Origin of the sequence: Haloarcula montana, assembly GCF_035666295.1 — an archaeon.
Taxonomy (GTDB): Archaea; Halobacteriota; Halobacteria; order Halobacteriales; family Haloarculaceae; genus Haloarcula; species Haloarcula montana.
In genome coordinates, this window is sequence record NZ_CP142027.1 from 2,190,358 (window position 1) to 2,215,195 (window position 24,838).

Annotated in this window: 23 protein-coding genes and 1 tRNA gene; 9 read left to right on the plus strand and 15 right to left on the minus strand. The window is 61.9% G+C overall.

Going from position 1 to position 24,838, the window contains the following annotated elements; translation table 11 throughout:
* Positions 1 to 36: 36 nt before the first annotated feature.
* From VJ109_RS11495 to VJ109_RS11510, 4 genes are all read right to left on the minus strand, one after another.
* Entirely contained in the window at positions 37 to 1,191 is a 1,155-nt protein-coding gene (locus VJ109_RS11495) for an acyl-CoA dehydrogenase family protein (protein ID WP_324756839.1), read from the minus strand.
* A 212-nt stretch (positions 1,192 to 1,403) separates the two neighbouring features.
* Entirely contained in the window at positions 1,404 to 2,006 is a 603-nt protein-coding gene (locus VJ109_RS11500; RefSeq protein WP_324756840.1) for a chemotaxis protein CheC, read from the minus strand.
* 83 nt (positions 2,007 to 2,089) lie between these two features.
* Positions 2,090 to 2,482 (minus strand): DUF8048 family protein, encoded by a 393-nt coding sequence (locus VJ109_RS11505; RefSeq protein ID WP_324756841.1) that lies wholly within the window; start codon positions 2,480 to 2,482, stop codon positions 2,090 to 2,092.
* A 91-nt stretch (positions 2,483 to 2,573) separates the two neighbouring features.
* A complete protein-coding gene (locus VJ109_RS11510; RefSeq protein WP_324756843.1) occupies positions 2,574 to 3,242 on the minus strand; it encodes an O-methyltransferase in 669 nt (222 codons plus the stop codon).
* A gap of 176 nt (positions 3,243 to 3,418) precedes the next feature.
* On the opposite strand from VJ109_RS11510, the gene VJ109_RS11515 reads away from it, so the two are divergent.
* Positions 3,419 to 7,222 carry a DUF7289 family protein gene (locus tag VJ109_RS11515; protein ID WP_434737256.1) on the plus strand — a complete coding sequence of 1,268 codons (3,804 nt, stop codon included), beginning with the start codon at positions 3,419 to 3,421 and terminating at the stop codon, positions 7,220 to 7,222.
* Between the two features lie 339 nt (positions 7,223 to 7,561).
* Here VJ109_RS11515 and VJ109_RS11520 read toward each other — a convergent pair whose 3' ends face one another.
* The 9 genes from VJ109_RS11520 to VJ109_RS11560 form a co-directional block, all read right to left on the minus strand.
* Positions 7,562 to 8,326: a DUF7289 family protein gene (locus VJ109_RS11520; protein ID WP_324756846.1), complete on the minus strand. Its 765-nt coding sequence runs from the start codon at positions 8,324 to 8,326 to the stop codon at positions 7,562 to 7,564.
* Entirely contained in the window at positions 8,326 to 8,790 is a 465-nt protein-coding gene (locus VJ109_RS11525) for a DUF7266 family protein (protein WP_324756847.1), read from the minus strand. Before VJ109_RS11525 ends, VJ109_RS11520 begins: the two co-directional genes overlap by 1 nt.
* The gene (locus VJ109_RS11530) at positions 8,787 to 9,656 is read right to left on the minus strand and encodes a hypothetical protein (protein WP_324756849.1); all 870 of its coding nucleotides are present in this window, start codon (positions 9,654 to 9,656) and stop codon (positions 8,787 to 8,789) included. The genes VJ109_RS11525 and VJ109_RS11530 overlap by 4 nt, the downstream gene beginning before the upstream one ends.
* A 26-nt stretch (positions 9,657 to 9,682) precedes the next feature.
* Entirely contained in the window at positions 9,683 to 10,285 is a 603-nt protein-coding gene (locus VJ109_RS11535; protein ID WP_324756851.1) for a DUF7288 family protein, read from the minus strand.
* Entirely contained in the window at positions 10,279 to 10,785 is a 507-nt protein-coding gene (locus VJ109_RS11540) for a DUF7287 family protein (RefSeq protein ID WP_324756852.1), read from the minus strand. Before VJ109_RS11540 ends, VJ109_RS11535 begins: the two co-directional genes overlap by 7 nt.
* 19 nt (positions 10,786 to 10,804) lie before the next feature.
* The gene (locus tag VJ109_RS11545) at positions 10,805 to 12,850 is read right to left on the minus strand and encodes a type II secretion system F family protein (RefSeq protein WP_324756853.1); all 2,046 of its coding nucleotides are present in this window, start codon (positions 12,848 to 12,850) and stop codon (positions 10,805 to 10,807) included.
* Positions 12,847 to 15,339: a type II/IV secretion system ATPase subunit gene (locus tag VJ109_RS11550; RefSeq protein ID WP_324756854.1), complete on the minus strand. Its 2,493-nt coding sequence runs from the start codon at positions 15,337 to 15,339 to the stop codon at positions 12,847 to 12,849. The genes VJ109_RS11545 and VJ109_RS11550 overlap by 4 nt, the downstream gene beginning before the upstream one ends.
* A gap of 200 nt (positions 15,340 to 15,539) precedes the next feature.
* Complete coding sequence (locus tag VJ109_RS11555) at positions 15,540 to 16,685, minus strand: pyridoxal phosphate-dependent aminotransferase (RefSeq protein WP_324756856.1); 1,146 nt, start codon at positions 16,683 to 16,685, stop codon at positions 15,540 to 15,542.
* The gene (locus VJ109_RS11560) at positions 16,682 to 17,176 is read right to left on the minus strand and encodes an Lrp/AsnC family transcriptional regulator (protein ID WP_324756858.1); all 495 of its coding nucleotides are present in this window, start codon (positions 17,174 to 17,176) and stop codon (positions 16,682 to 16,684) included. The genes VJ109_RS11555 and VJ109_RS11560 overlap by 4 nt, the downstream gene beginning before the upstream one ends.
* Positions 17,177 to 17,305: 129 nt before the next feature.
* On the opposite strand from VJ109_RS11560, the gene VJ109_RS11565 reads away from it, so the two are divergent.
* Both VJ109_RS11565 and VJ109_RS11570 read left to right on the plus strand, forming a co-directional pair.
* Entirely contained in the window at positions 17,306 to 17,638 is a 333-nt protein-coding gene (locus tag VJ109_RS11565) for a hypothetical protein (protein WP_324756859.1), read from the plus strand.
* A gap of 228 nt (positions 17,639 to 17,866) precedes the next feature.
* Positions 17,867 to 18,457 carry a thioredoxin family protein gene (locus VJ109_RS11570; protein WP_324756860.1) on the plus strand — a complete coding sequence of 197 codons (591 nt, stop codon included), beginning with the start codon at positions 17,867 to 17,869 and terminating at the stop codon, positions 18,455 to 18,457.
* A 48-nt stretch (positions 18,458 to 18,505) separates the two neighbouring features.
* On the opposite strand, the gene VJ109_RS11575 is transcribed toward VJ109_RS11570, so the two are convergent.
* The gene (locus tag VJ109_RS11575; protein ID WP_324756862.1) at positions 18,506 to 19,870 is read right to left on the minus strand and encodes a bifunctional metallophosphatase/5'-nucleotidase; all 1,365 of its coding nucleotides are present in this window, start codon (positions 19,868 to 19,870) and stop codon (positions 18,506 to 18,508) included.
* Between the two features lie 172 nt (positions 19,871 to 20,042).
* On the opposite strand from VJ109_RS11575, the gene VJ109_RS11580 reads away from it, so the two are divergent.
* The gene (locus VJ109_RS11580) at positions 20,043 to 20,993 is read left to right on the plus strand and encodes a mechanosensitive ion channel family protein (protein WP_324756863.1); all 951 of its coding nucleotides are present in this window, start codon (positions 20,043 to 20,045) and stop codon (positions 20,991 to 20,993) included.
* A 227-nt stretch (positions 20,994 to 21,220) separates the two neighbouring features.
* Here the strand turns inward: VJ109_RS11580 and VJ109_RS11585 are convergent.
* Positions 21,221 to 21,292, minus strand: a tRNA-Ala gene (locus VJ109_RS11585).
* A 255-nt stretch (positions 21,293 to 21,547) separates the two neighbouring features.
* Between VJ109_RS11585 and VJ109_RS11590 the strand changes: the two genes are divergently transcribed.
* The 5 genes from VJ109_RS11590 to VJ109_RS11610 are packed head-to-tail and all read left to right on the plus strand — an operon-like array spanning position 21,548 to position 24,817.
* Positions 21,548 to 22,090: a DUF7287 family protein gene (locus VJ109_RS11590; RefSeq protein WP_324756864.1), complete on the plus strand. Its 543-nt coding sequence runs from the start codon at positions 21,548 to 21,550 to the stop codon at positions 22,088 to 22,090.
* Between the two features lies 1 nt (position 22,091).
* Positions 22,092 to 22,676: a DUF7288 family protein gene (locus VJ109_RS11595; RefSeq protein ID WP_324756866.1), complete on the plus strand. Its 585-nt coding sequence runs from the start codon at positions 22,092 to 22,094 to the stop codon at positions 22,674 to 22,676.
* Positions 22,664 to 23,614, plus strand: coding sequence for a DUF7261 family protein (locus tag VJ109_RS11600; protein WP_324756867.1), 951 nt, complete (start codon positions 22,664 to 22,666; stop codon positions 23,612 to 23,614). The genes VJ109_RS11595 and VJ109_RS11600 overlap by 13 nt, the downstream gene beginning before the upstream one ends.
* The gene (locus tag VJ109_RS11605) at positions 23,611 to 24,048 is read left to right on the plus strand and encodes a DUF7266 family protein (RefSeq protein WP_324756868.1); all 438 of its coding nucleotides are present in this window, start codon (positions 23,611 to 23,613) and stop codon (positions 24,046 to 24,048) included. The genes VJ109_RS11600 and VJ109_RS11605 overlap by 4 nt, the downstream gene beginning before the upstream one ends.
* Positions 24,041 to 24,817 carry a DUF7289 family protein gene (locus tag VJ109_RS11610; RefSeq protein WP_324756870.1) on the plus strand — a complete coding sequence of 259 codons (777 nt, stop codon included), beginning with the start codon at positions 24,041 to 24,043 and terminating at the stop codon, positions 24,815 to 24,817. The genes VJ109_RS11605 and VJ109_RS11610 overlap by 8 nt, the downstream gene beginning before the upstream one ends.
* Positions 24,818 to 24,838 lie beyond the last annotated feature (21 nt).

A 24,838-nucleotide genomic window follows, 5' to 3' on the forward strand; every position in this document is an offset into this window, starting at 1 on the left:
GTGGCCCAAACAGGTAGGGTGTCGGTCTCGCCGGTCCTACTGCGGTGCCTGGCGGTAGATGAGGTTGCGCTGGATGTCGTTGGCGCCCTCGTAGATGACCGGGATGCGCACGTCACGATACACGCGGGAGATGCGGTTCTCGGTCAACACCGACCGGCCGCCGTGGAGTTGCATCCCGCGTTCGGCACAGTCCATCGCCGCCTCGGTCGCGATGGTCTTCGCCAGCGCGGCCCAGTACCCGGCGTTCTCGTCGTTGGCGACGCGTTCGGCGGCGTCCCAGGTGAGCGAGCGGGCGCTCTGGAAGTCCAGGTGCATGTCCGCGAGTTTGTGCTGGACTGCCTGGAACTCGTCGACGGTCCGGCCGAAGGCCTCGCGATCGTGGACGAACTCCCAGGCCTCCTCGATGGCGGCCGCCGCGAGCCCGATACCGTGACCGCCGACGATGACACGACCGTGATTGAAGAAGTCCGCGAGCATGTAGAAACCGGCGCCCTCGACGCCGACGAGGTTCTCCTCGGGGATGCGACAGTCGTCCAGCACGATGTGAGCCTGTTTCGAGGCGCGAAAGCCCATCTTCTCGGGGATGTGCTCGGCGTGGTACCCCGGAGCGTCGGTCGGGACGATGAACATCGAGTAGTTGCCGTACCGGTTGTTCTCGTCGTCGCCGGTCTTGGCGTACAGTGTCACCCAGTCGGCCTCGACGCCGTTGCCGATCCAGTACTTCTCGCCGTTGATGACCCACTCGTCGCCGTCCTTCTCGGCGGCGGTGGTCATCCCGGCCAGGTCGCTGCCGGTCTCGGGTTCGGAGACGGCCAGTCCCGTGATCTGATCGTTCTGAGCGACCGGTTCCAGGAACTCCTCTTTCTGCCAGTCGGCGCCGTGTTCCTCGACGATCTCGGCACCGAAACTCGCGAGCTGGAGTGTCAGTGCGATCCCGGCGTCGGCCTTGTAGAACTCCTCTGCGATCGCCAGCACCTGCTGGAGGTCGAACCCTTTGCCACCCCACTCCTCGCCGAGGTCCTGGGCGACCAGACCGGCGTCCATCCCGGCTTCGAGGACCTCCCAGGGGTACTCGCCGGACTCGTAGTAGTCCGCAGCGTTCGGCTCGATGTGCTCCTCCGCGAACGCTCGGGCCTCCTGTTTGACCTCGCGAGCGTGCTCCGGAACCGGGTACTCTGATAGTAGCTCCATAGTCCCACACATGTGCGGTGTCATCATATACCTCGTGGAACTGTCGGAAACACCTCGTTGGTTGTTTTAAATATAGACCGCTCCGCGGAGGGACTCACTCGGGAAGGACATCTCGAAGAAGGGAGAGTCGGGCCAGCAGCACTCCGGACTCACTCACCGTCGCTGGCAGCGCCGAGCGTGTTCGCGATCAACGGTCGGCGAACGTACAGCGCTTACACCTCGATCTCTTGCATCAGGTCGACCAACTCTTCGAGTCGTGGGAACGTGTAGACTTTGACGTTGATGTCCGACTCCAGTGCGTGAACTCGTGAGTCGAACATCAGGGCCATCTCGTTGTCGCGGTCGCCGACGAGTTGGTCGATCATCCCGCTGCCGGGGCCGAACGTGAAGTTCGGCGTCGAGATGTCGATGGTCGTATCCAGCACGTTCGCCCAGCCGTCGATGAACCCCGAGGTCATGATGTTGCCGATCTCCTGGATCGCCGACCGCTCCATGTCGGTGAATCCGCTGGCGTTCGGGTCGGTCTCGCCCATGTCGCCGATCATCCCGTGTGCGAGTTCCTTGGCGCTCTGGGCGTTGAACAGAAAGAGGATGTGGCCGTGGGGCTGTTCGATCATCTCGATGCTGATGCCGATCTGTTTCTGGTCGCCGACGTGTGTCTTGATGTCCGGGACGTCGATGAAGTTGATCTTCGTGATCTCCATCTCCGTCTCCATCCCGGTCATCTGGCTCAAGTGGTTCGCAACGGTGTTGCCACCCTCTTTTGCCATCTTGTTGAACAACCCGAGCTTCCGGATATCTATCATCAAACTCATGACTGGGACAGCTACTGGCACCCACTTGCTGGCCCTGCCACATAAGCTATGCACCCCGATTTTCGCAGGCGAGAATGGGAGGTCTAGAACTGCTCTGCGGTATCGATGCCGACGACGACGCCGACCTCGTCGCGGTCGAAGTTGTCGTCACCCCGGACCGCGCTCGCGAACAGGAGCTTCGCCTGTTCGGTGTGTGCGTACTCGATGGCCGCGCGCTCGTCCCCGTCGAAGTGAAACGAGTCGAGCAGCGTCTCGAAGCGCGACTCCGGGACGCGGTAGGCCCGGGTTCCATCGACGGTGACGTAGTCGCGATCCCGCTCGAACTCCGAATGTCGACCGATGAGTTCGGCGTGTAACACTACGAGCGCGTCACAGAGTTCGCCGACGGGGAGCCCGACGGTGTCGGCGGCGCGTTCGATCATCGCCCGGTCGATCCCGCTCTCTCTGGCTGCCGTTCCACTGTCGGTCGTTGCCATGACTAGTGTAAACATACACCATGATATATCATCACTCTTTGGGTCGTCATGGGCCGTTTCTAGATACCATCGCCCGGGACGCCGGTCCCAGTCAGTCCACGCGGACGCTGACGGCGACGCCCTCGCCCAGCGGGAGCAGCCCCGTCTCGAAGTCGGGATCATCCCGGACCCGTTCGAGGTAGTCGGCGATCCCACGGCTCGGTTCGTTGGTATCGATGTCCTCACCAGCTAACAGCGCACGCACGGCTTCGAAATCGAGCGGCCCCGCTTCGATAGCGTTGTCCGCGACGACGACGCCACCGACGGGGACCGTCTCGCGGACAGCCTCGAAGGCCTCCGTGTACCGGTGTTTCTCGTTGTCGATCAGGACGACGTCGAAAGGGCCGGCGTACTCCTCGATGGTCTCGATGGCGTCACCGTGTTCGAAGACGGCACGGTCGGTGAACCCGCCCCGATCGAGGAAGCCGCGAGCTTCGTCGAGTTCGTCGGCGTCGATCTCGGTCAGGACGATCTCTCCATCGGCGGGGATCGCTGGCGCTATCCAGTACGCCGAGTAGCCAAAGCCTGAGCCAAACTCGAAGACCCGTGTGGCATCGACCAGCCGCGCGAGCAGTCGGAGCCAGCCGCCGACCGCCGGTCCGACCGTCGGGAACCCCTCCCGGTCGGCCTTCGCGTCCATCTCGGCGATCACCTCGTCGGGCTCGGGTGCTAGCGTCCGCGCGAACTGTTCCGTGACCTCGGGCAGTGGATTCTCGTCCATGACCGTGTCTGTCGGGGCTGGCGGTTAAATACCGGCACCTCCATACGTACGTTCTTCCCTCCCTCGCCTGGCTCCGATCAAACTGTCTCGATCGGCTCGGGTTAGTCTCGAAAATGTCTGTGGAGTTAGATAAACTAATCGAAAGCTTTTACTTGTCACCCAGTAAGGCTTAGTTAATGACTTTAGAGGGGAGTAACGCGATCGATAAGCGTGGGGTGTCGACTGTCGTGGCGGCGGTGCTTCTCATCGGTATTACTATGGTAGGTATCGCTGTCGTTCTCCTGGCTGGTTCTGCCGTTATGGAGGACCTAAATACCGACTCGAACGAGGAGATCTCCGAGGAGACGATGCTGAAAGTCGACAGTGTCTTCCAACAGTCCGACGAGGAAGGACAGACGTTCGAGATCAGCGACGAGGTCGATAAAGACGTCTCTATCAATCGGAACGCGACCTATAGTCTGACGCTAAACGGGGACTCTAACTGCATGGCAGGCCCCCGGCAGATGGGAACGATCAGACACGACGGGAAAGACACTGTCACTGCTTACGAGGCGGGTGGTGTCTGGAAGATGACCGAAGCTGGTGCGGTGATGAGTGCGCCGCCGGACCTGAACTACGACAACGGCTCGCTCTCAGTTTCGTTTACGAACGTCACCGGGGACCTCACCTCCAGCGGAACGCTGAAAGCGACTTCGAATGTTACGCAGGAAGTCAACGAGCAACGTAACATCAGCCGCGAGTTGTACGGCAGCGGCGCTTGCTCGCCGACGACGGTCGACAACGCATCGCTGAGAATCAGCAACAGCACGTTCGCACGCGCATGGGCGGACTGGGCTAGGAGCAACTACGACGACAAGCGCGTGAACGTGAGCGTCGAAGGCGGAATGCCCGCCGAACCCCACGACAACGTTACGATCACGTTCCAGCTTGGTGACGTGTCCGACCCCGAATTCCGGGCGAAAAACGTCACTGTGACACCGGGACCGGGCTCAGACTACGAAGTCAGTGCGAAAATCAGGAACGCGGGGGGGCTAAGCGCAACGAAAGAGGTCAGCTTCGTCTATAACAACGGAACGGTCGATACTACAAAGGATCTGACCCTCGCAGGAAAGGCCAGCAAGACGGTCACCTTCACGCTCGACGACAGTGATATCGTCTCCGGGAGCCCCCCGAGGCCGCGTAACGTCACGGTCGCGGCCGACGATAACTCGACGACGAAAGTCCAGTTCAACAGTCCATCGGCCACCCCGAACGTCGGGTTCTCCGCGGAGAATATCTCGACCGGGACGACTGTCGGCAACACGACTGACGGCCACGTCTGGGTCAACAACACTGGCGGCATGACCAAGACGGCGGCGATCGGACTCAACGTCACCGGCCAACCCAACACCACCTGGAGTGCGACGGTCCATCCCGGCGAGAACGTCAGCCAGGATATCAGCGACGCCCTGCCGATCAATCGCGAGGGGAAGCATCAACTGAATTTCACCGTCGGCAGTGACTCGATGCAGGTCCCGTTCGTCGTCGGACCCCCCGGTCGCTTTGAGATCAACAGCCTGAACTACAACACGCCCACGCGGGGCGATACGGAGACGTTCTCGGCGACTGTCGAGAACGTCGGCAACCAGACGATGACCGGCTACGTCAACGCGACGGTCAAGAACGAGGACACCGGGACAGTCGTCGCCAGCACCAACAGCACCGAGACGCTGGCAAACACCGATACGGCGACCCGATCGGTCACGCATACGTTCTCGAACACCGGCACCTACAGCGTGACCCTGACGACGCCGAACCAGACCCAGCGCAGCACGTTCTACGTCAAAGCCGGGAACGCGGCGCCGAATTTCGTCATCAACCGCTTGGAGATCGATCCCAGCAGCGTCAGAGTGACCAACGATGTCACGATCGGCGTCACCGTAACGAACAGCGGCGGAACCACCGACGAGCAGACCCTTGACCTCGAAAATGAGGAGACGAACACCGACCTCGAAGAGTGGGACGTGACGCTGAACCCCGGCCAGGAGAAGACAAAGACGTTCACGACGACTGTCGAGAACAACTCGGTTGATTTCGACATGGGCCAGAACACGATCGAAGCCGAGACCGAGAACGGATCGTTGAGCCAGATTCTGGAGGTCAGAGCGGAAGGGTCCGGTGTCGAAGAAGGTGAAGACAGCGACGGAAGCGAGTTCCTCGAATTTACGAAAGACGCGCGAATCGAGATCGTCGCCGGCGGTTCGGAACTTGAGGGCAACGGTACGGGCTACTACGGCAGATACGAGATCGCTGCGCCGACAACAGTCCGGACATACGTCGAGAACGAGACGACTACAGATATTTCCCCGCTCTGGACCGACGAATACGGTGGCAATATCAACCACCCGCATGCAGAACAGCGGATGTATCGGGAGACCATCGATAATCCGTACGTCAAAGAGATGAACGTCACTGCCGGGTCGAAGCTCTCCGTCTGGGGAACGTCATACTATTGTCGGGACTATCGAGACGACGGATACAATCACTATCGGACCTTCCAAGGGACCGAATACGAACTGGACGCGTACACCTGTTCCGACTGGGGAGGAGAACGGATCGATATCACGAACACGAAGAGTTCGAGCAACGTCATTATCCTGGGTAACGGCGACAAACCGCCAGCACTCGGACAAGCGAGTGCGTTCCAACTCGGCCTGGACGACATGCTCGATACGGTCAATGCAAGCATCGACGAAAACGGGAACCTCCAGCTCGCCGAAGATCAGTACATCTTCATGTACGAGCTATCGGAACGGAACGCGCTGCCCGAAAACGCTGATCAACCGAACGACCCGGACTACAACGACGCCGTCGTGTCGCTGAAGATCGTAAGTACCGAGCGTGAGAACGTCCAGCCTGCGACGTTCAACATCACCGACGTGGACGCACCGGCACGGGTCAGCAGCGGTTCGGGAGACACCAGCGTCGACGTAACGATCAACAACACCGGTGAGAAGGCCGGACAGGCGAGTATCCATCCGGCGTTTGACGGTTCACCACAGAGTCCGGAAACCACGGGCGTACTCGATCCCGGTGAAGAGACGGATATTACGATCACCCTGCCGACGGCGAGCTACGGCCCCGGGACGTACAACTGGGACGTGGAGGCACGGGGAAGCGACGGAGTGACCGACGATTCGCAGGCCCAGCAGCTACGGATCGGGAGCGCCGGCGGCCCGTACTATCAGGTGACAAAGATGGAAGGGCAAGCAGTCGCCGAAATCAACAACGGCACCAACGATATCGACGACAGTAACCCGGTTATCAGCACACAGATCGACAACATCGGTTCCAGAGACGGGACCAACATGGATCTGACGTTGGTCTACGAGAACACCGACACCGGAACCAGCTACTCCGTGACGAAGACGAGGACGATCTCGGCAGGCACCAGCACAGGACTCACCTTCGAGATCACTGCAACTCCGGGCCGTGAAGGGAACTACAGCTACTACGTGACGACGCCCAACACGACGAGCGGGAACCAGTCCATCGAGCTCGGCCAGTCGGATGTCGAACCGGCAAACATCAACATCGGGACGAAAGATTACACGCCCGGAACGCAGATCGTCCGCCGCGGGCGCATCTCGCGGATGAACGTCGGTGTCGAAAACGTCGGTCAGGTCTCCGACGAGCGAGAGGTCCGTCTCCGGATCTCGAAGGACGATGGGACGACGGTCGTCGACAGTTCGAAGACCGAGACGGTGTACACCGGTGCGACCCAGCCGACACAATACGGCTTCGACGTCAGTTCACTCTCGACAGGGAACACCTACGACTACGAGATACGCGTCTACAACGACACACAGAGCGCAGAGAGTGGCGAGAACACCACTGTGCGTGGTGACTTGTTCCTCCAGAAAGTCCCCGATGGCGTCAGTACGCGTGAGGACTCGCCGGTCAACGTCGATTCCGAAGTCATCAACGTGACCGCACCGTAGTCATCCGTCGTTCGTTGTTTCGCGTAGTTTTGGACTGCTATTCGTCGAATAGCATACTGAGTCGGACACCGATAGCAAGCACAGCCCCGCTCTTTCCCATACAGCGTTCGACAGATGTGCTCCGCTACCGGTGTCGGGGATGATCCACCGCGAGCAAGAACTTCGTTCTGGGCGTCGTCGCTCGAAGCAGCGAATTGACGGCTGGAGTAGAAGCATCACCGATCGACTGATGGATCGTATTGGACCGACCGTCGCTTACTCGATACGAAGCGACTGCAGTTATAAGTCGACTGGGTCATCGAAATCCGTGCCCGGCTCTAACCATGTCCCGTGTGGCGATCAGGAGATCGCTTGGATATCGATCGACGTGTTCTCGACGACGGCCTGTTCGATTCCCGAACATTTGTACGTCTCATCGGTTCCAGTGACAGCGGTCCAGCCGAGATCGCGCTCGAACGTCCGTTTCCATGCGTCCGTGTACTCAGTCCCGCTGACGTTGACGCTGACAGTCCCGTTGTCTGTCGCAGCGGATGCGGACGTCTGATTCGGGAAGTACAGCGATCGGTCCTGGAGTTGACTCCGGAGTGTCACCCGACCGGAGGAGGACTGGTTGAGATCGCCGGTCACCTGTACGAACGACAGATGAGCGCCGTTGGCATCACAACGGAACGGTGGCGCGCGAACGATCCGGACGCCACCGTTGTCTTCGACACGGAACACCGCACCGCTTGTGTACACTAACTCCGTGTCGCTACTGGTCGTCCTGACGAATGCCCCTGTCGAGAGTGTCTCGTTTCCTGGGACGGCCGATACGTTGACGACGAAGGATGACGGCTGCCGGGCGAGTGAATGGCCCTGGAGTTTGATCGTCGTCTCACGCCGTGGCGCACGCTCGTTTCTGTGGTCGGACAGCGTCTCCGCGTAGCCGACCATCGTCGCTTCCGCAGTGTTCGTTTCGGCGCCGTCTCTGACGCCTTCGAGCGCCGTGAACCCGCCGACTGTGAGAAAGCCGATCGAGCTGATGATGATGCTAAAGACGAGTGTGAACGCGACTAGATCCGACACTGCGCGACCGGTCCCATCGGGAGCGTATCTCGATATCATCAGTCTCTGATCTCCATGCACTGTGCGCTACTCGACGTGTTGAACCGGACCGTGACCGCGCCGCCGTCGGCGGTCCCCGAACAGATACGGCTCTGGTTCTCGAACCGAACGACCGTCGAGTAATCTTCCACGGTCGAGTTGACGTAGATTCTGGTCTGGCTGCTCGTCGGAACGAGCGAGATTCGGTACTGCTCGCCGGCGACTCGCTCGGGATAGCGTGACCGGAACTCGATGTCGGAGTTCAGCGTCGACGTGTTGAACTGGTCGAGTCGGACCAGATCGGTTGCGACACCCGAACCGATGTCGATCAGGCCCTCGCGGGCGACGTTTTCGGTCTGTCCCTCGATCAGCGAGCCACCGGCGATCAGCAGACCGGTGATCAGGATCGTCGAGATGCCGATGGTCAACGCCTGTGTGACCGCCGGCGAGACACCGCGCGTGTCAGCGAACAACGACCCAATCATGTGCTGTTCTCCAGCATGATGGTGCGGTTGTAGCCGGTCTGTGGGCCGGTGTAGGTGAGATCGACGGCAGGGACTATAGGGAATGTGGAGTAATCGCTTGGGTCGTAGTAACTACTCGGGAATTCACCGGTAGAGGCTAGCCAATATTTACCGCCATTGACTTTTTGCGCATTCCTAAATTCGATAGTGTAGGGTTCGTTCAGTGTATCAACAAACGACGTGAACGTCTCATTGTCGCCACCGCCCTCGCAGGTTCCCGCAGTCAGGTTCAATTCCGGATCGCTCGTCCCAGAGGGGCAAACATCACTCGTGACACTAGTATCGACCTGAATGTCGTTGCCAGGAGGTGATCGAGAGGCTTCGAGTGTCCAAGTACTTCCGGTTGCACCAGTTACTCGGATACTGAACGGCACTCCTGCACTAGGAATATTAGACAGTGTGACGTTGAACAGTAGCACCCGATCTGCACCATCGGCTAGAGTCCAGTCGTTATCGTTTCCACCCGGTGATTTGAAATTTGTTGGACTCGAACCAGTTTGGCTCGTGAAGTTCCCTTCCGACGCCGTCCTGTTCAACGTCGCGTTAATATAGACACCCGACTGTGAGCCGCTGACCCGCGTTCGATACCGCGTGTAGTTCCGCAGCGATGCGTTGAGCGAGGAGTTGTAGTTCGAGAACGTCGTGTTGCTGCGGACTGCCGTAGCGATAGTCGTGAGGTCTTGCTGGACGGCCGTCTCGCGGTCCTCGACTTCTTCGATCCGGTCGGCGCTCTCGGGGGTCGCCGTGTAGGATGTCACGACGAGGCTGTTGGTGAGGATGATCGACAGCAGGAACACGATGGCGATCGCGATCCCGCCGACGAGCAACAGTTGGCCCCGAGTGTCGGCAGCGCTCACCATACGATCAGTCGCACCTCCACCAGATTGTACAGTTGTGTCCTGTCGTCGGCATCGGGGATGTAGAAACTCGATATCGATTCCACGCTCGGTCCCTCGTTCCCGCAGGCGTTCGATTCCGACGCATTGTTCGTGCGGACCCGCATGTCGTCGGTTATCGCGACGGTCCGTGTCACGGTAGCGGCGCCTGTCGACGGGCGGTTCGCACTCGCGGGCGTGTTCTCGGAGACGAGTTCCGTGACGCGTTCCTCACCGGTCTCGTTGAGGTAGTTGAAGTAGATGTTGTACTGGTTCCCCCGGGAGTCGAAGGTCAGGTTGAGCATCTCCTCGAACTCCGCCGGGTTGCTCGAATTGTTGCCGTTGATGCGCGATCGGCCCGAATTGTAGCAGAGCACGGCGTTTTCCAGTGCGCCCGTGTTCTTGCTGACAGTCAATAGGTCGTCGGCCCGGGCTTCGAGTCGACGGGTTTCCTCTCTGGTTCCGTCTTCCCACGCACGCGTGTCGATGGAGGTGATCCCGAACACCGTCGCGGAGATCACGAGGATCGCCGCCAAGACGCCTTCGAGCGTGTACGCCTGGCCGCGGGGGCCGCTCACCATGCGCGTACCACCAACCAACAGATCGGGTCACAGACGTTATTGGTGTCGTTGTTGAGGCTGATAACCCGCGTCGCAATCGAGGCGGTCTGGTTGTCGTACTCTGCCCCCCATGCGAGATCAGTTGCCCCGGTGTGCGGACGGAGCTCTCCGGACCGTAACGTCGAGTTGTTTACGATGCTCACGCTGAGTGTCGGATCCGTCCGTCTGTCCGACGAGACGTTGACCCCCGCGTGTGAAGAGAGGTCCCCGAGGTCCGACGGGAGTCTGTCGATCCCGCCCGGCTCGTCGTAGCGGAGCGTATTCCGATTGTCACTGACGCTGTAGTTCTCGACGATGTACGACGCGACCCTGTCGGCCTGTGGCTGTTCGATCGCTGTCACGGGGTCTTCGTACACTGAGAGCCCACCGCCCTGAATGAACACGAAGGTCCCGATGATCGTGAGGAGCAAGATGCTCGTTCCGACAGCGAAGTCCTGTGGCGTTTGTCCCCTATCGTTCATACAACCACCCGAACAGATATCATCCCACCGCGATCCACACCGCGAGTGCGATCGTCTGCAGGACGACCGCGAACTTGACACCTGCTGCTATTTTCACCTCACGTATATATCCGGCGATGAACGACGACAGGATCGCCTGGAGCGTCACCGCGTGGAAGAACAGCATTGACAGTGCCTCCGTATCGACGTTCCCGCCGAACTGCCCGCCACCGGCGCCTGAGCTGCTCGATCCGGATGCCTGCGTCGCCAGCCCCGACATCACATCGAGGAACTGCGTCTTCAGCAGGGCCATCACCCCAAGCAGCGTGAGATAGGTCATAAGGATAATGACAACTTGCATCCGCGTTCGGGACTTTCGGTCCCGATCGATGTCGTCCTGGTTCTCGGAGGCCTGTGCGGCCGTTGACAGGACGTCCTGAATCTGACTGGAGGCTTCCTGTGCCTCTGCGATCAGTTTCACTGTCCGGGCCAGCCGTGGGACGTGGTACTTGTTGTTGAACTCCCTGAGTGACTGTTTCAGACTGGTTCCGTAGTTGACTTTCGCGTGGATCGTCTCGAACTCCTCGGAGAGCTTGCCCGAGGAGGTTTCGGAGACGACCTTGATCGATTCCAGGAGCGTCATCCCCGTATCGTTTGCCGAGGCGAGTTTCCGCAGGTTCTCCGAGAGATTGTTGACGATGGCGTTTCGCGAACGTTGGTTCCATTCGTAGAAGATCGTCAACGGAAGGAAGTTGATGTACATCGGCATGTACACCCAGAAGAACGTCGATCGGACCGGGTTCTGGATGAACCCGCCGGGACCCTCCAGTTGAAGCGGGGCGAACCCGAGGAGGACGGCGGCGACCACCGCGACGATCGAGACCGGGATCGTCAGCCCGAGCACCAACAGCGGGTGGTCACGGAAGAAGTAGTGTGGCTCCGCGAGGATACCGACCAGTTCGTAGGTTCCTTCCCGGCTCTTGATCCGATCGAAGACGCTGAACTCACCGGTGTACCGCTCGACGAGGCCGAGGTTGAACACGCCGACACCCTCGTCGACGACGATGTCCTCCTCGCCGGAGTTGGGCCGCAGGTAGCCGTCACCGATCGAGTCCTGGGTGACCGTCGACGTGAGGACGAGGAAGCCGACGCCGACCAACGGGATCAGGACGTACACTGTCCCGTAGATGAGCATCTGCTGGGCGTTACCCATCATCGACATGATGACGAGGATGATGATGAGCAAGAGCGGGAACAGCGAAAGGGTCATGTACATCTCGCCGAACAGCTCTAAGGTCTCCAGCATCTTCTCCTGTTCCTGGCGGGCGGTCCGCATGTGTTTCTCCTTCTGGTCTTCGAGGAACGAGGTCATGTCCCCACCGGAGTTGATGATCGAGAGCATGTCGGTGAGGAACTGTGAGAGTTCGTCGGACGGGGTCTCTAGGGCCTGGTTCCGGACGGCCGTCCGGTAGTCGGTGTCGAAGTATTCGGTCTCCAGGACGAGCGATTGGAACTCGAGGGCGACTTCACCGTACGTGTCGTCGGCCTGTGCCATCGCCTGGAGGATCTCCAGTTGGTTCAGTCCGCCCACGGAGAGCGCGTACATAAAAGAGACGGCATCGGACAGCAGAACGTTGATCTCACGCTCGCGGGCGTTGGCCCTGAAATACGGGATCGAGACGAGCGATCCAAAGCCGATGGCGAACCCGATCGCTCCGAACACCAACCCCGTAATCAGGATCAACAGCGGGATCTTCAGCATGTTGATGACTCCCGCCACCGAGTCGGAGACGGCGATCCCGAGCAGTTCCAGTTCCTCGCCGGTCAGCGAGAAGAACTCGACTAGGACGACGCCCAGAAAGGTCCCGAGCAGCCACAACGCGATACCGGAGATGATACCGACGGCGAGTGCCCGGGCGAGGAACATCTCGACGTTGTCCGCCATCCGGGCCTGGGAGAGTTTCTTCTCGACGCTGCCGACGAAGTCACTATCCTCGTCGAACAGCATCTGGTAGGCCGGGTAGAAGGTGTCCCCCAGCGTCCCGCTGTCACTTAGCTGTTGTTGCCCCCGGGTATCGAGACTCATCCGTCGTCAGCCTCCGCGCCAGCTTTGGGAACGAACTGGCCGAAGTCGACCTCGTCTTCCTCTTCCTCTTCTTCCTCCTGGAGGGTGTCGCCGTCCATCAGCGCCGAAACGATATCGGGCGTCTCGCGGCTCATGAACTGATCGAACAGCGGCTGTGCGTTGTCGAGGATGTTCTTGCTCTCTTCGAGCATCTCCTCGGGCGCCTCCGGTCGCGGAACCATCTCCTCTTTCTCCGGATCGATATCGATCTGCACCGACTCCATCTCCCGGAGGTCCTCAAGCGAGAGTTCGAGTTGCCCGTTCGCGATGAGCGTGAGGATCGTATCCGGATCGTTGATGAACGCTTGGATGGTCGCAGCGACCTCCGTGTAGGTGTTCAGTCCCTGCTCGATGAGATACGCCAGGACGACCTTGCGCTTGAACAGTTCCTCGTCGAGTTTCTCCTGGGTCCACCCGCGATCGAACTTGACCTCTTCGAGGGTGTTGGAGTTGCCCATCTGGATGTACTCGTCGGTCTCGGCGCGCCACTCGTAGACGTCCCGGACGTTGATCTCGTCGTTCTCCGCGGAGTACTCGTTGATCTCGGTCAGGGACTTGTTCCGTCGGACCTTGTTGCCGTCGACACGGGTCTGGGTCTGGATCGAGACCAGATCCAGCGCCGTAAACAGCGTCTTCGAGACGTTGATCGGTTCGGTCGTGAACCGCTTGATGACCTCGCCGACTGAGTCTGCGTGGAAGGTGGTGTAGGTGGTGTGACCAGTCGACATGACCTGGAAGAGGGTTCGACCCTCTTCACCACGGATCTCACCCATGACGATGTAGTCGGGCCGTTGGCGGAGCGCGGCCTCCAGCAGGTCGAACTCGTCGACGTCGCCGGTGTCGTCCTGGCCGAACGACGGTCGGGTGACGCTTGCGACCCAGTTGCGCTGGGGGAGTTCGACCTCGCGGGTGTCCTCGATAGAGACGATCTTGGAGTTCGAGGGGATGAACAGCGAGACGGCGTTCAGGCTCGTCGTCTTCCCCGAGGCAGTACCCCCGGCGAAGATGAGCGACTTGTGGTTCTCGATACAGAGCCAGAGGAACGCCATCTCGTCCAGACTGAACGTGTTCCAGTTGATCAGATCGATCGGCGTGAACGGGACGTCCTTGAACTGACGGATGGTGTAGTTGGTCCCGTGGTCCGAGACCTCCCGTCCCAGGGTCAACTGAGCACGTGAGCCGTCCGGGAGGGTCGCGTCGACCTGGGGCTGGCGTTTCGAGATACCCTTCCCCGACCGCTGGGCGAGTTTGACGACGAAGTCGTCCAGTTCCTGCTCGCCGTGTTCGACGTTGGAGATGATCTGCTCGTAGTCGGTGTGGTAGGCGAACACACGCGAGTTGTAGCCGTCACAGGAGATGTCCTCGACGTTGATGTCGTGTTTGATCGGGTCGATGCGTGCGTAGCCCACGAAGTTCCGCTTGAGTTCGTACAGCAGTTTCTCGACCTGGTACTCGTTGAGTGTCGCCGGGTCGTCTTCGAGGATCTTCGGCTCCGGACGCGTCGACAGCCCGGTGAGTTGACCGCTGGTCTGCTCGGTGTCGGGACCCATCCCGAGCATCGCCTTGAACTGGTCGAACATCCCACCGCCTTCACCGGTCCCACTGGAGACAGTGCCGTCGTAGAGGTCGTACCGGGAGAGCAGATCCTCCGCTTCGCGCTGGATGACCTGTGCCCGGTCCTCGGTCGATCCCTGGACGATGACGTCGTCCTCGGAGTATTTGATCGCTGTCTTGAGCTTCCGCGAGAGGAACTCCTTGAGGTCGTTTTCGATCGGGTTGAGATGTGGTTCGACGACGTAGTACTTCTTCTCGTTTTCCTTCCGGGAGTGGAAGATGATAACACACGCGTAGGGTTTGTTCACCCAGTAGCGCTCGATCTCGCGGAAGTGTGACTTCTTGTTCTCCGGGACGGACTTTTCCAGATCGTATCGGTTGACGACGGTCGTATACCCCTCCCGAGTCGAGAAGAACTCGTCCTCGTCCAGTTCTTCGTTGACGTCGACGGTGTGTTCGTCGACGTAGTCGGCCAGGGCCGTCCCGATACGCCCGGCCTCATCGACACGGTCCTCGGTGTCGTCGGGGGCGAATCCGAGATACTGTTCGCCGTCGAACGGCTCCGCGTTGGCCGTGTTCGCCGGCGGTTCGCCGCCCTTGTAGTGGTATTCGCGCTTGAAATGTTCCCAACTGTACCGGTCTTTCGCGACCGGCGTCACGTCGGGATCGAGGGAGGCGTCTAGCGGTTCCCTGATCGTCTTCGCGACGGCGCCCCCGTCCTCGATCAACTGTTCGAGATACCGCGGCTCGAATCCGAGATACTCGCTTCGGTCGAAGCGTCCGCCGCCGTGGTATTCCTGTCTGAAATCGTCCCACGTGTACTCACCCACGGCAGCATCCCGACTGTCGACATCCCCCATGTTGTCGACTGCCCCATCTGTGTCCTCAATTGCCATTGTAATTCATCCCTTCGTGGAGGTGAAAAAACTTTCCGGCACCGGTCTGTGCCACGACTGGCTGGTCGTCCCGGAGGCCGACACTCCCTGACATGATGTAGCAACGCTACAGTACCATCTGTACTGAAGCTTTCGGGTCGAATTTTATTACTGATAATTAGAAGGGTAGCGGCAACCTGTGGCTGGGCCACGCGCCGCGCTCAGTCGAGGAACGCTTCGATCCGGTCCATCGCCGTCTTCAGGTCCGCCATGCCGGTCGCGTACGACACCCGCAGGTGGCCCTCGGCACCAGCGCCGAAGGCAGTACCCGGGACGACCGCGACACCCTGGGCTTCGAGCAGCGCCTCGGCGAACGCCTCGGCGTCGTCCCACGGACACTCGGGGAACGCGTAGAACGCGCCCGCCGCAGGGAAACAGTCCAGCTCCATCTCCGCGAACCGTGAGAGGATGAACTTCCGGCGGCGGTTGTACTGCGTGGCCATCTCGGTGACCTCCGCCCGGCAGTTGTCCAGGGCCTCGATCGCTGCGTGTTGTGCCGTCGTCGGCGCCGACAGCATCGTGTACTGGTGGATGCGGTTCATCGCCGTGATCGCCTCGGGCGGCGCCATCGCGTACCCCAGTCGGAAGCCGGTCATCGCGAACGCTTTCGAGAAGCCGTTGAACACGACCGTCCGCTCGCGCATCCCCGGCAGCGTCGCGATGGAGGTGTGGTCGTGTTCGTAGGTGAGATCGGCGTAGATCTCGTCGGCGAAGACCAGTAGGTCGTGTTCGCGACAGAACGCCGCGACCTCCCGCAGTTCGTCGCCGGTCATCGTCGCCCCGGTGGGGTTGTTCGGGTAGCAGTAGATGAGCGCCTCCGCGTCGGCCGCACCCGAGGCTTCGAGCACCTCGCGAGTGAGTTTGAATTCGTCTTCGACGCGTGTCGGGACATCGATGACCTCGCCGCCGGCGAAGGTCACTCCCGGGACGTAGGAGACGTAACAGGGTTGTGCGACCGCGACGGCGTCTCCCGGGTCCAGCAACGCTCGGAACGCCAGATCGATCCCTTCGCTGGCACCGGCGGTCACCAGGATCTCCTCGTCGGAGTCGTAGGTGAGCGCGTGTTCGGCCGCCTCGTAGTCGGCGATCCGCTCGCGGAGTTCACGCTTGCCGCGGTTTGCCGTGTAGGACGTTTTCCCCTGTTCGAGCGAGGCGATCGCCGCCTCACGGGCCGCCCAGGGCGCCGAGAAGTCGGGTTCACCGACCCCCAGCGAGATGATGTCGTCCATCTCCTCGGCCAACTCGAAGAACCGCCGGATTCCCGACGGCGGCACCGACTCGACGCGGGCGGACGGCTCGAAGGTCATGGCGAGACCGAGAGTCGATCGTCGTCGTCCCGGTCGTCGAAGCGCACCCCTCGCTCCTTGTAGGAGTCCATCACGTAGTGGGTGACCGTCTGGGTGATTTCCGGGATGGGGGCGATCTTGTTGCTGATGAAGTGTGATACTTCACGCATCGAGTCGCCTTCGACCTCCAGATCGAAGTCGTAGTCGCCGCTGATCAGCCGCAGCGAGGTCACCTCGGGGAACTTGGCGATCCGATCGGCGATGTCGGCGTAACTGGTCTCCCGGTCGAGGGTGACGTTGAGTTCGACGGTCGCGCGGACCCGTTCCTCCTCGGTCTCGACCGCCTCCCAGTCGACGACGGCCTGGTAGCCACGGATGACGCCGGCCTCCTCTAGTTCCTCGATGGCCGACTCGATCTCGTCGGCCGACTGGCCGGTCATGTGTGCGATGTCTTCGGTGGTGTACCGGGCGTTCTCCCGGAGGAGTTCGAGAATCTCTCGGCGGCTACTCATACAGAGACGGCGGGCGGTGGCGGACAAAAACCTTGCTCCGTCGTGTGAATGCCTGTCAGGCACGGCGTCTCGCCCACAGCCGCGAGGATGACGGAGGCTTTACTACGGTGGCGTCCATCGAAACCGACGATGTACGACAAGGGCACCCAGCGCCCTGATACCGATTCCGGGTGGGCACACGTTGCGCGCCACGACGAGTCAGCAGCGGTCATCGACGCCGCGCTCCGACTGGACCCAGAGGAAGCGTACACCAAGACCGAACTGAGTGACGCCGCCGGCGTCCCGTTGAAGACGCTGTACCTCGACGGGACCCTGGAGGATATCGTCGACATCGGCCTCCTGACAAAAGACGACCCGGAGGGCGAAGAGGCGACGTTCGCGGTCGACATCGACAGCGAGGTGTACCAGGCGGCGAGCGCATTCGACGACGCCGTCGTCAAGCACCTCCAGACCGGGGACTGAGAGCGGGGTGAACGGCGACGGGTTTCACTGCTGGCCGGCCAGTGACGACCCCGCGGTCCCGAACTCACAGTCGCGGCTGATCGTCGGGTTCGTGTCGACCGGACTCGGCAGGCTGGTGCCGGCCTGACCGCCGGTGGCTCTGGTCGGCCCCACCCCGGCGTGGTACCGGAACCCAGCGACTCCGGAGCCACGCGGTTTTTGATACCGACGCCCGTAGCCGGACCCACCATGGTCGAACTCGATTCCGACTCGGACGTACTCCAGCACGGCGACGCCGCACCGGACTTCGAACTGCTCGACACGGACGGCGAGTCCCGGTCGCTTGCCGACTTCGCCGATCGCGAGGCGCTGCTGGTCGTGTTCACCTGTAACCACTGCCCGTACGCGAAAGCGAAGTTCGACGAACTCAACCGCCTGGCCGCGGCGTACGACGACCTCGCGGTCGTGGGGATCAACTCCAACGACCCAGAACAGTACCCCGAGGACTCCTTCGAGCGGATGCAGGACCTGGTCGAGGACGGGACGATCGACTACGACGCGTACCTCTTCGACGAGGACCAGACTGTCGCGGCGGCCTACGGTGCCCGGTGTACGCCCGACCCGTTCCTGTTCGACACCGACGACGGCACCTTTCGACTGGCCTACCACGGCCGGCTGGACGACGCGACGAACCCCGACGACGAACCGACCGAGCGCGAGATGGCCGGCCACGTCGAGACGCTGCTCGCCGGCGGGGAGATCACCGCCTCCGAACGGCCCTCCCGTGGCTGTTCGATCAAGTGGCGCGAGGGCAACGAACCCGAGTACTGGGACGCGTAGACTGTCGCGACGGCCCGGAATGTGGAGTGAAGCTAGCGACGGCGCTTCTCAGCGGTCGAGGGTCGGCCGTTCGATCCGGTCGCCGATGTCGGGATCGATCCCGCCCTCGCGGGCGTACTCGACGATCGCGTCGTGTGCGACCCCACAGCGCTCGACGACGTCGTCGGGTCCGAAGACGCCGACGACGTGGTCGGTCTCGACGAGGTACTCCGCGACGGCGAGCGTGTAGGTCGCCTCGGGGTCGACCGGTTCGCCGTCGACGGTCGCTGACCGGAGTTCGTCGGCCTCGTCGTCGAAGACGATACGAGCGCCGCTGAGGTGGCTGCAGAACCGCCGCGGGAACGCGTCGTTGTGTGCACCGACCGGGACCGCCGCCAGCGCCGAACGCAGCCGTTCCCCGGAGAGTTCGACCAGCGTCAGATCGTCCCGGTACGGGGCGAGTCCGATCAGGTCCGCGACGGTCACCGCCCCGGCGAGCGGGTCGCCCGACCTGAGCGCGCCGGTCGGGCTGATAGCGACGTCGGCCCCGGCACGCCAGCGGAGCGCGTCGGTGACGAAGTTCCCCGCCCGGCTTTCGGCGACCGTGACGGCCTCCTCGGTCAGTTCGATCGGTTCGGCGACGGTCGCGACCACCTCGTCCAGACCGGTCGTCGCGAGTCGGTCCGCGAGCGTCGCCGCGAGCCCGTCGTGGCGGTGGTCGTCACCGATCTCGTGGACGGTCACGTCGGTACCCGTTCCCAACTGGACCACGGCGACGTACCGTGCAGCACGACCCGGCCGCACGACGACGGTGTCGGCGACCGTCTCGACGTGGACGTCGTGGACGTGCCCGCCCAGCACAGCGTCCACGTCGGTCTCGCGGGCGATGCGGCTGTCCCCTTCGCCACAGTGGGAGGCGACGACGACGAAGTCCACATCGCGCTCGCGGAGCGTAGCGGCCGACTCCCGGACGGCGGGGACCGGATCATGGAAGTCGACGGAGTCGGCGGCGGGATTGATCTCGTCGGTCTCGGGATGAGCGACCCCGACGACGCCGATGCGGTAGTGTTCGGTCTCGACAACCGTGTGTGGGATTGTCTCGGCGGCGGCGAAGCGCTCGCCGTCGAGAGTCGCGTTCGCACAGAGCCAGGTCTGTGGTGCCGATCCGGCCAGTTCGCGGGCCGTCTCGACGCCGAAATCGAAGTCGTGGTTCCCGAAGGTGTCGACGTCGGGCTCGACCGCCTCGAAGAACTCCAGTGCGATCCGGCCGTCGGTCGCAAGCGGGAGCGCCCCCGGCGCGGTGTTGTCCCCGGTACCGACGACGACGGTGTCGGCACCGCGGCGTTCGTCGATCGCGCCGGCCAGGCGGGCGCATCGCTCGGGATCGTCGAGTGCCGTCTCGATATCGGAGTAGTGGAGGAGGGTCAGAGACACTGCCGATAGATGCGCCAGCACGGGTATGAATCCGTCGGAACTGCGCACCTTCGAACCGCTCGGGAGCACGAGACGGGACGACAGCACGGACGTATCGGCGACGCTGCTTGTCGGACAGCCAGTTCCGCAGTCGTGCCCCATCGTTTTGTACGGGCCTCACGAGGACTCTGATGTGAGTCGCCCACTCGGGTATCTGTCGCTCGCCCTCGCGCTGTGTTGTAGTGCCGGTATCGCCGCCGTCCAGCGGTTCGGAGTCGGAGGCGCCGTCGAGGGGATCGCCGTCTCGTTCGTCCTCGTGAGGAGCCTCTCGATACTGGCCGTCGTGTTCGCCGCCTACGGCTGCTATCGGCTGGTGTTGACGGCTTTCGATCGCCATACACCGGACAAGCGCCGGCGCCACGACGCGAAGAACGTCTTTCGACTCGCGTTCGGGATCGCCGGCGTCGTCGCGGCACTCGGCGTCGTCACCGAGCAGTGGTTGGGCCTGCTGTTCTCGCTCGGCGTCGTCGGGTTCGCGGTGACGTTCGCGCTTCAGCAACCCCTGTTCTCGCTGATCGGCTGGCTGTACATCATGACCAAGCGACCCTACCAGGTCGGGGACCGTGTCGCCATCGAGTCCTCGAAAGGCGACGTCGTCGAGGTGTCGTTCCTGGTGACGACACTCTGGGAGATCAACGGCGAACTCGTCTCCTCGAACCAGCCTTCCGGCCGGATCATCACGCTGCCAAACAGCGTGGTCCTTTCTTCGCACGTCAAAAACTACACCCGCGAGGAGTTCCCCTACATCTGGAACGAACTCACGATCCAGGTAGCCTACGAGACGGAACTGGACTACGCGACCGCGACGATGCAGCGGGAAGCCGACGAGTTCTTGGGCGACGAAATGGCCGCACGAATCCAGCGCTACCGCGAGCGACTGGCCGAGACGCCCGTGGAACTGGAAGTACGTGACCGGCCGACTGTCAACGTGGTGCAAGAGGAGTCCTGGGTCGAACTGCGCTTGCGGTATCTCGTCCACCCGAAACGGGGACAGCGAGTCCGAAACGAACTGTACGAGCGGATTCTGGGGGCGTTCAACGACGAACCCGAGCGGATCAAGTTCCCGATCGGCCGGAATCGCTGACGACGGCCGATGTACCGGGTTTCTCGTGAGCAAACGCGAAGTGTTTGCGATATTCGGCGAGTCTATTGACTGCAAAACGGAGTGACCGAAGGAGATGGACTCGCCGGAATTGGAACCAGAGGAAGACGGTCGTCTCGCGCCGCTCGACGCTGCGACTTCCAGGGCTCAACTCCCGTCGCAAACAGACAAGATACCGTCGCTCGCGAGTTTGCGAGCGACAGGAATTATGGACTCGCCGGGATTTGAACCCGGGGCCTCTCCCATGCCAAGGGAGTGATCTACCCCTGATCTACGAGCCCTCGCATCCGAGGATATCTTTGCACGGCAATTAAACCCATCGAAGTGATCGGGGTATCAGGGAGAGTAACACGCAACCTCGCACCCGAACCGTTCAATTATCAATTGTAAAACTACGGCCAGAATAGCTAAACCAGGGGGGACTCTTGTTCGCTACAACCGTTTGCAGTGTCCCGGCAGTTGATTGGTCATCTCCGGTCGTGGACATACTTCGGGGTCTGAAACATGAAGCAGGGTCAAATACACTGGGTTCTCCGATGAGTCGTGGACAGACGACGCTCGATTTCGCAGTCGGGATCAGTCTCTTTCTCGCTATCGTTCTCTTCGTCTACCTGTTCGTTCCAGGAATCCTGACGACGTTTACCGACGGGACGCCGTCGGAGACAGTCACGGCCAACCGCGTTGCCGACGACCTGGCACTCGGCCTGTTGGGCTCGCCGTCGGAGCCCAACGTCTGGGACCGGGAGTGTGCAGTCGCGTTCTTCGACGCCACGACACCGGGTGGCTGTAATTTCGCCGGTTCGACGACGAACGAACGGGTGGGGATCGCTCCCCGGGAGAACGTCAACGTCACGGTCATCGGTAACGTCTCGGCCGACCCCGATCCGGGATCGGACCGGCTGTGTTGGGACGACAGCGCCGCTGCGCTCGCCGAGACCGACAGCGGCTGTACCGGGACGAACGACGTGACGCTCGCCGCCGGCGACCAGGCGCCGAGTACGAACGCCGACTCGGTGACGGCGACGCGGGTCGTCTCACTCCACGGTGAAGCAGTCACCGTCGAAGTGGTGATGTGGTAACATGCGCGGACAAGCACACACGCTGGAGGCGGTCGTCGCGGGCCTGCTGCTGTTGAGCAGTATCATCTTCGCGCTCCAGACGACTGCAGTGACGCCGCTGTCGGCGAGTACGTCCAGCCAGCATATCGAGAACCAGCAGCGGTCGGTCACCAACGGCATCCTGTCGGCTGCTGCCGAGGAGGGGGCGCTGAAATCGACGGTCCTCTTCTGGAACAACTCCTCGGAGCGGTTCCACGGGACGAGTGACATCGGCTACTACACCAACGGCCCGCCGAACACGACCTTCGGGCGGATGCTCTCGCGTTCGTTCGACGACCGGAGCATCTCGTACAACGTCCGGATCGTCTTCCAGAAACCGGACGGCGAGTCGCTCCGACGACCGCTGGTCGATCAGGGGGTTCCGAGCGACAACGCCGTCATGACGAGTCGGACCGTCACGATCACCGACGACGACCCGCTGTACTCGGCCAGCGAGGAACCGATTCCGGGATCGGGCGTGACCAACGCGACGAGTTTCTACATGCAGGACACCGGTGGGAACGTCTACAACGTCGTCCGCGTGGAGGTGATCACGTGGCGGATCTGAGCGCGGACCGCGGCCAGATCATCCTGATCGCGGCGTTCGCGCTGGCGGTGACGTTTATCGCGCTGGCGTTAGTGGTCAACGCGGCAATCTTCACCGAGAACCTCGCGAGCCGTGGGGAGACAGCCGGGAGCGACGACGCGTTACTGCTCCGCCACAGCGTCGAGCAGTCGGTCGGCCGGGCCGTGACCAACGCGAACACGTACAACAGCTCCACAGAGTCGGCTCTCAACAGCAGTGTCGACGCGAGTGTCGACAACGTCTCCCAGGCAGTTACGAGACAGCAGTCGGTTAGCGGACGAATCGTCACCGTCTCGGGGCCGGCATACACACACGGGACACAGATCGTCGACAACGCCAGTGGTGGGTCGGACTTCAGGGGCGCGGCTTCGACGGACAACTGGACTGTCGCTACCGGTGTCAACGCCCGGGCGTACACGATGCGGATATACGACGCCAATACCGCCGGCGGTGCCAACTTCGGCGGGACGAAGACCGACGAGTTCCGGCTGAACGTCACGGACGGGTCGGATACCTGGCGGGTCAACGTCACCGAACAGGCCTCCGGTGACGTCGCAGTCGGCGTCAACGAGGTCGGCGGTGACGAGGGCGTCTGTACCGCATCCCCGACTGGCGGCCCCGTCGACATCGACCTCACGGGCGGTCGCGTCGGCGGCGAACCGTGTGCGCCGCTTGCGTTCGCCGAGGGCGTCGGTAGCGGGTACGACATCGAGTACAACAACAGCCACCTCGTCAGCGGGAACTACTCGCTGGTCGTCGACCAGGACGAGTACACGAACGGGAACCTGACGAGTGGCATCGGGACGGACGAGCCCGGCACTCAGCACGGGATCTACGCGGTCACTGTCACCTACCGCTACGACGGCTCGTCGATAACCTACGAGACCGAGGTCCGGGTCGCACCGGGTGAGCCGGCATGACCGACCGCGCAGTCTCCTCGACGCTCAACTACGTGTTGAGTATCGCGATCGCGTCGCTGCTGGTGACGGGACTGTTGTTCTCGGGGACCAGCTTCGTCGAGGGCCAGCAGGAGCAGGTCGTCCGCTCGGAGCTGCGTGTCATCGGCGAGCAGATCAACGCCGACCTCCAGCGGGCGGATCGTCTCGTCGTTGCCGGGGACGGATCGACGACGGTGCGGATCGAACAGACGTTCCCGGAGCGCCTTACCGGTCGGACCTACAACATCGAACTCGACTCCGCAAGCGAACAGCTGATCCTCTCGATGAACAATCCCGATATCGAGGTCTCGCTTCCGGTGGATCTCCGGACGTCGCTGTCGTCCTCGACCGTCGACGGGGGAACCGTCACGGTCAGGAACACCACCAGTGGTGACCTGGAGGTGACCAATGGCTGATCGGGGCGCGAGTGAGGTGCTGAGCTTCACGCTGGTGTTCGTGATCATCCTGACCTCGATCGTGTTCGTCTCCGTCTCGGGTGTCCAGACGCTTCAGGACGCTCGTGACGCCGAGCAACTCAACAACGCCGAGCGCGCCTTCGATGTCCTCTCGGCGAACATGGCCGACATCTACCAGCGGGGCGCACCGAGCCGGGCGACCGAGATCAGTCTGCAGGGAGTAGAGTTGTACACGGGCGACAACGTGACGATCAACGTTACCGCGACCGACGGGCCAAGCGGTGATGTTACCGTCACGCGTGCGGTTCGTCCGCTCGTCTACGAGGCCGGTGACGGCCGCCGACTCGTCTACGAGGGCGGCGCGGTGTTCCGGACGCAACGTGACGGCGGACTCGTCGTCCGGGACCCGCCCCTCGTCGTCCAGTCCGACCGCGTGCTGGTCCCGATCGTGGCGACGGTGTCTCCGGGGAAGACGAGCGTTGGGGGATCGACGGCGCTGGTGCGGGCCGATATGGTCGAGACGGCGGTCCCTATCGCCGAGACGGACGACAGCAGCAGTGACGACGACTACGACGAGGTCTACATCAACGTCACGTCGCCCCGGCGGAACCACTGGGAGACCGCACTGGAGGCCGAAGGGTTCGGCAACTGCATCCGGGGGACCGACGCCAACGATGACCCGTTCGTCAGATGTACTCTCGATAGCGGTATTTCGCCGGAACGGCTCCTCGTCCCGGCCTACGACATCGCTCTCGACATCGAGCGGTAAGCCGGAAGGCCCGATCGGTGA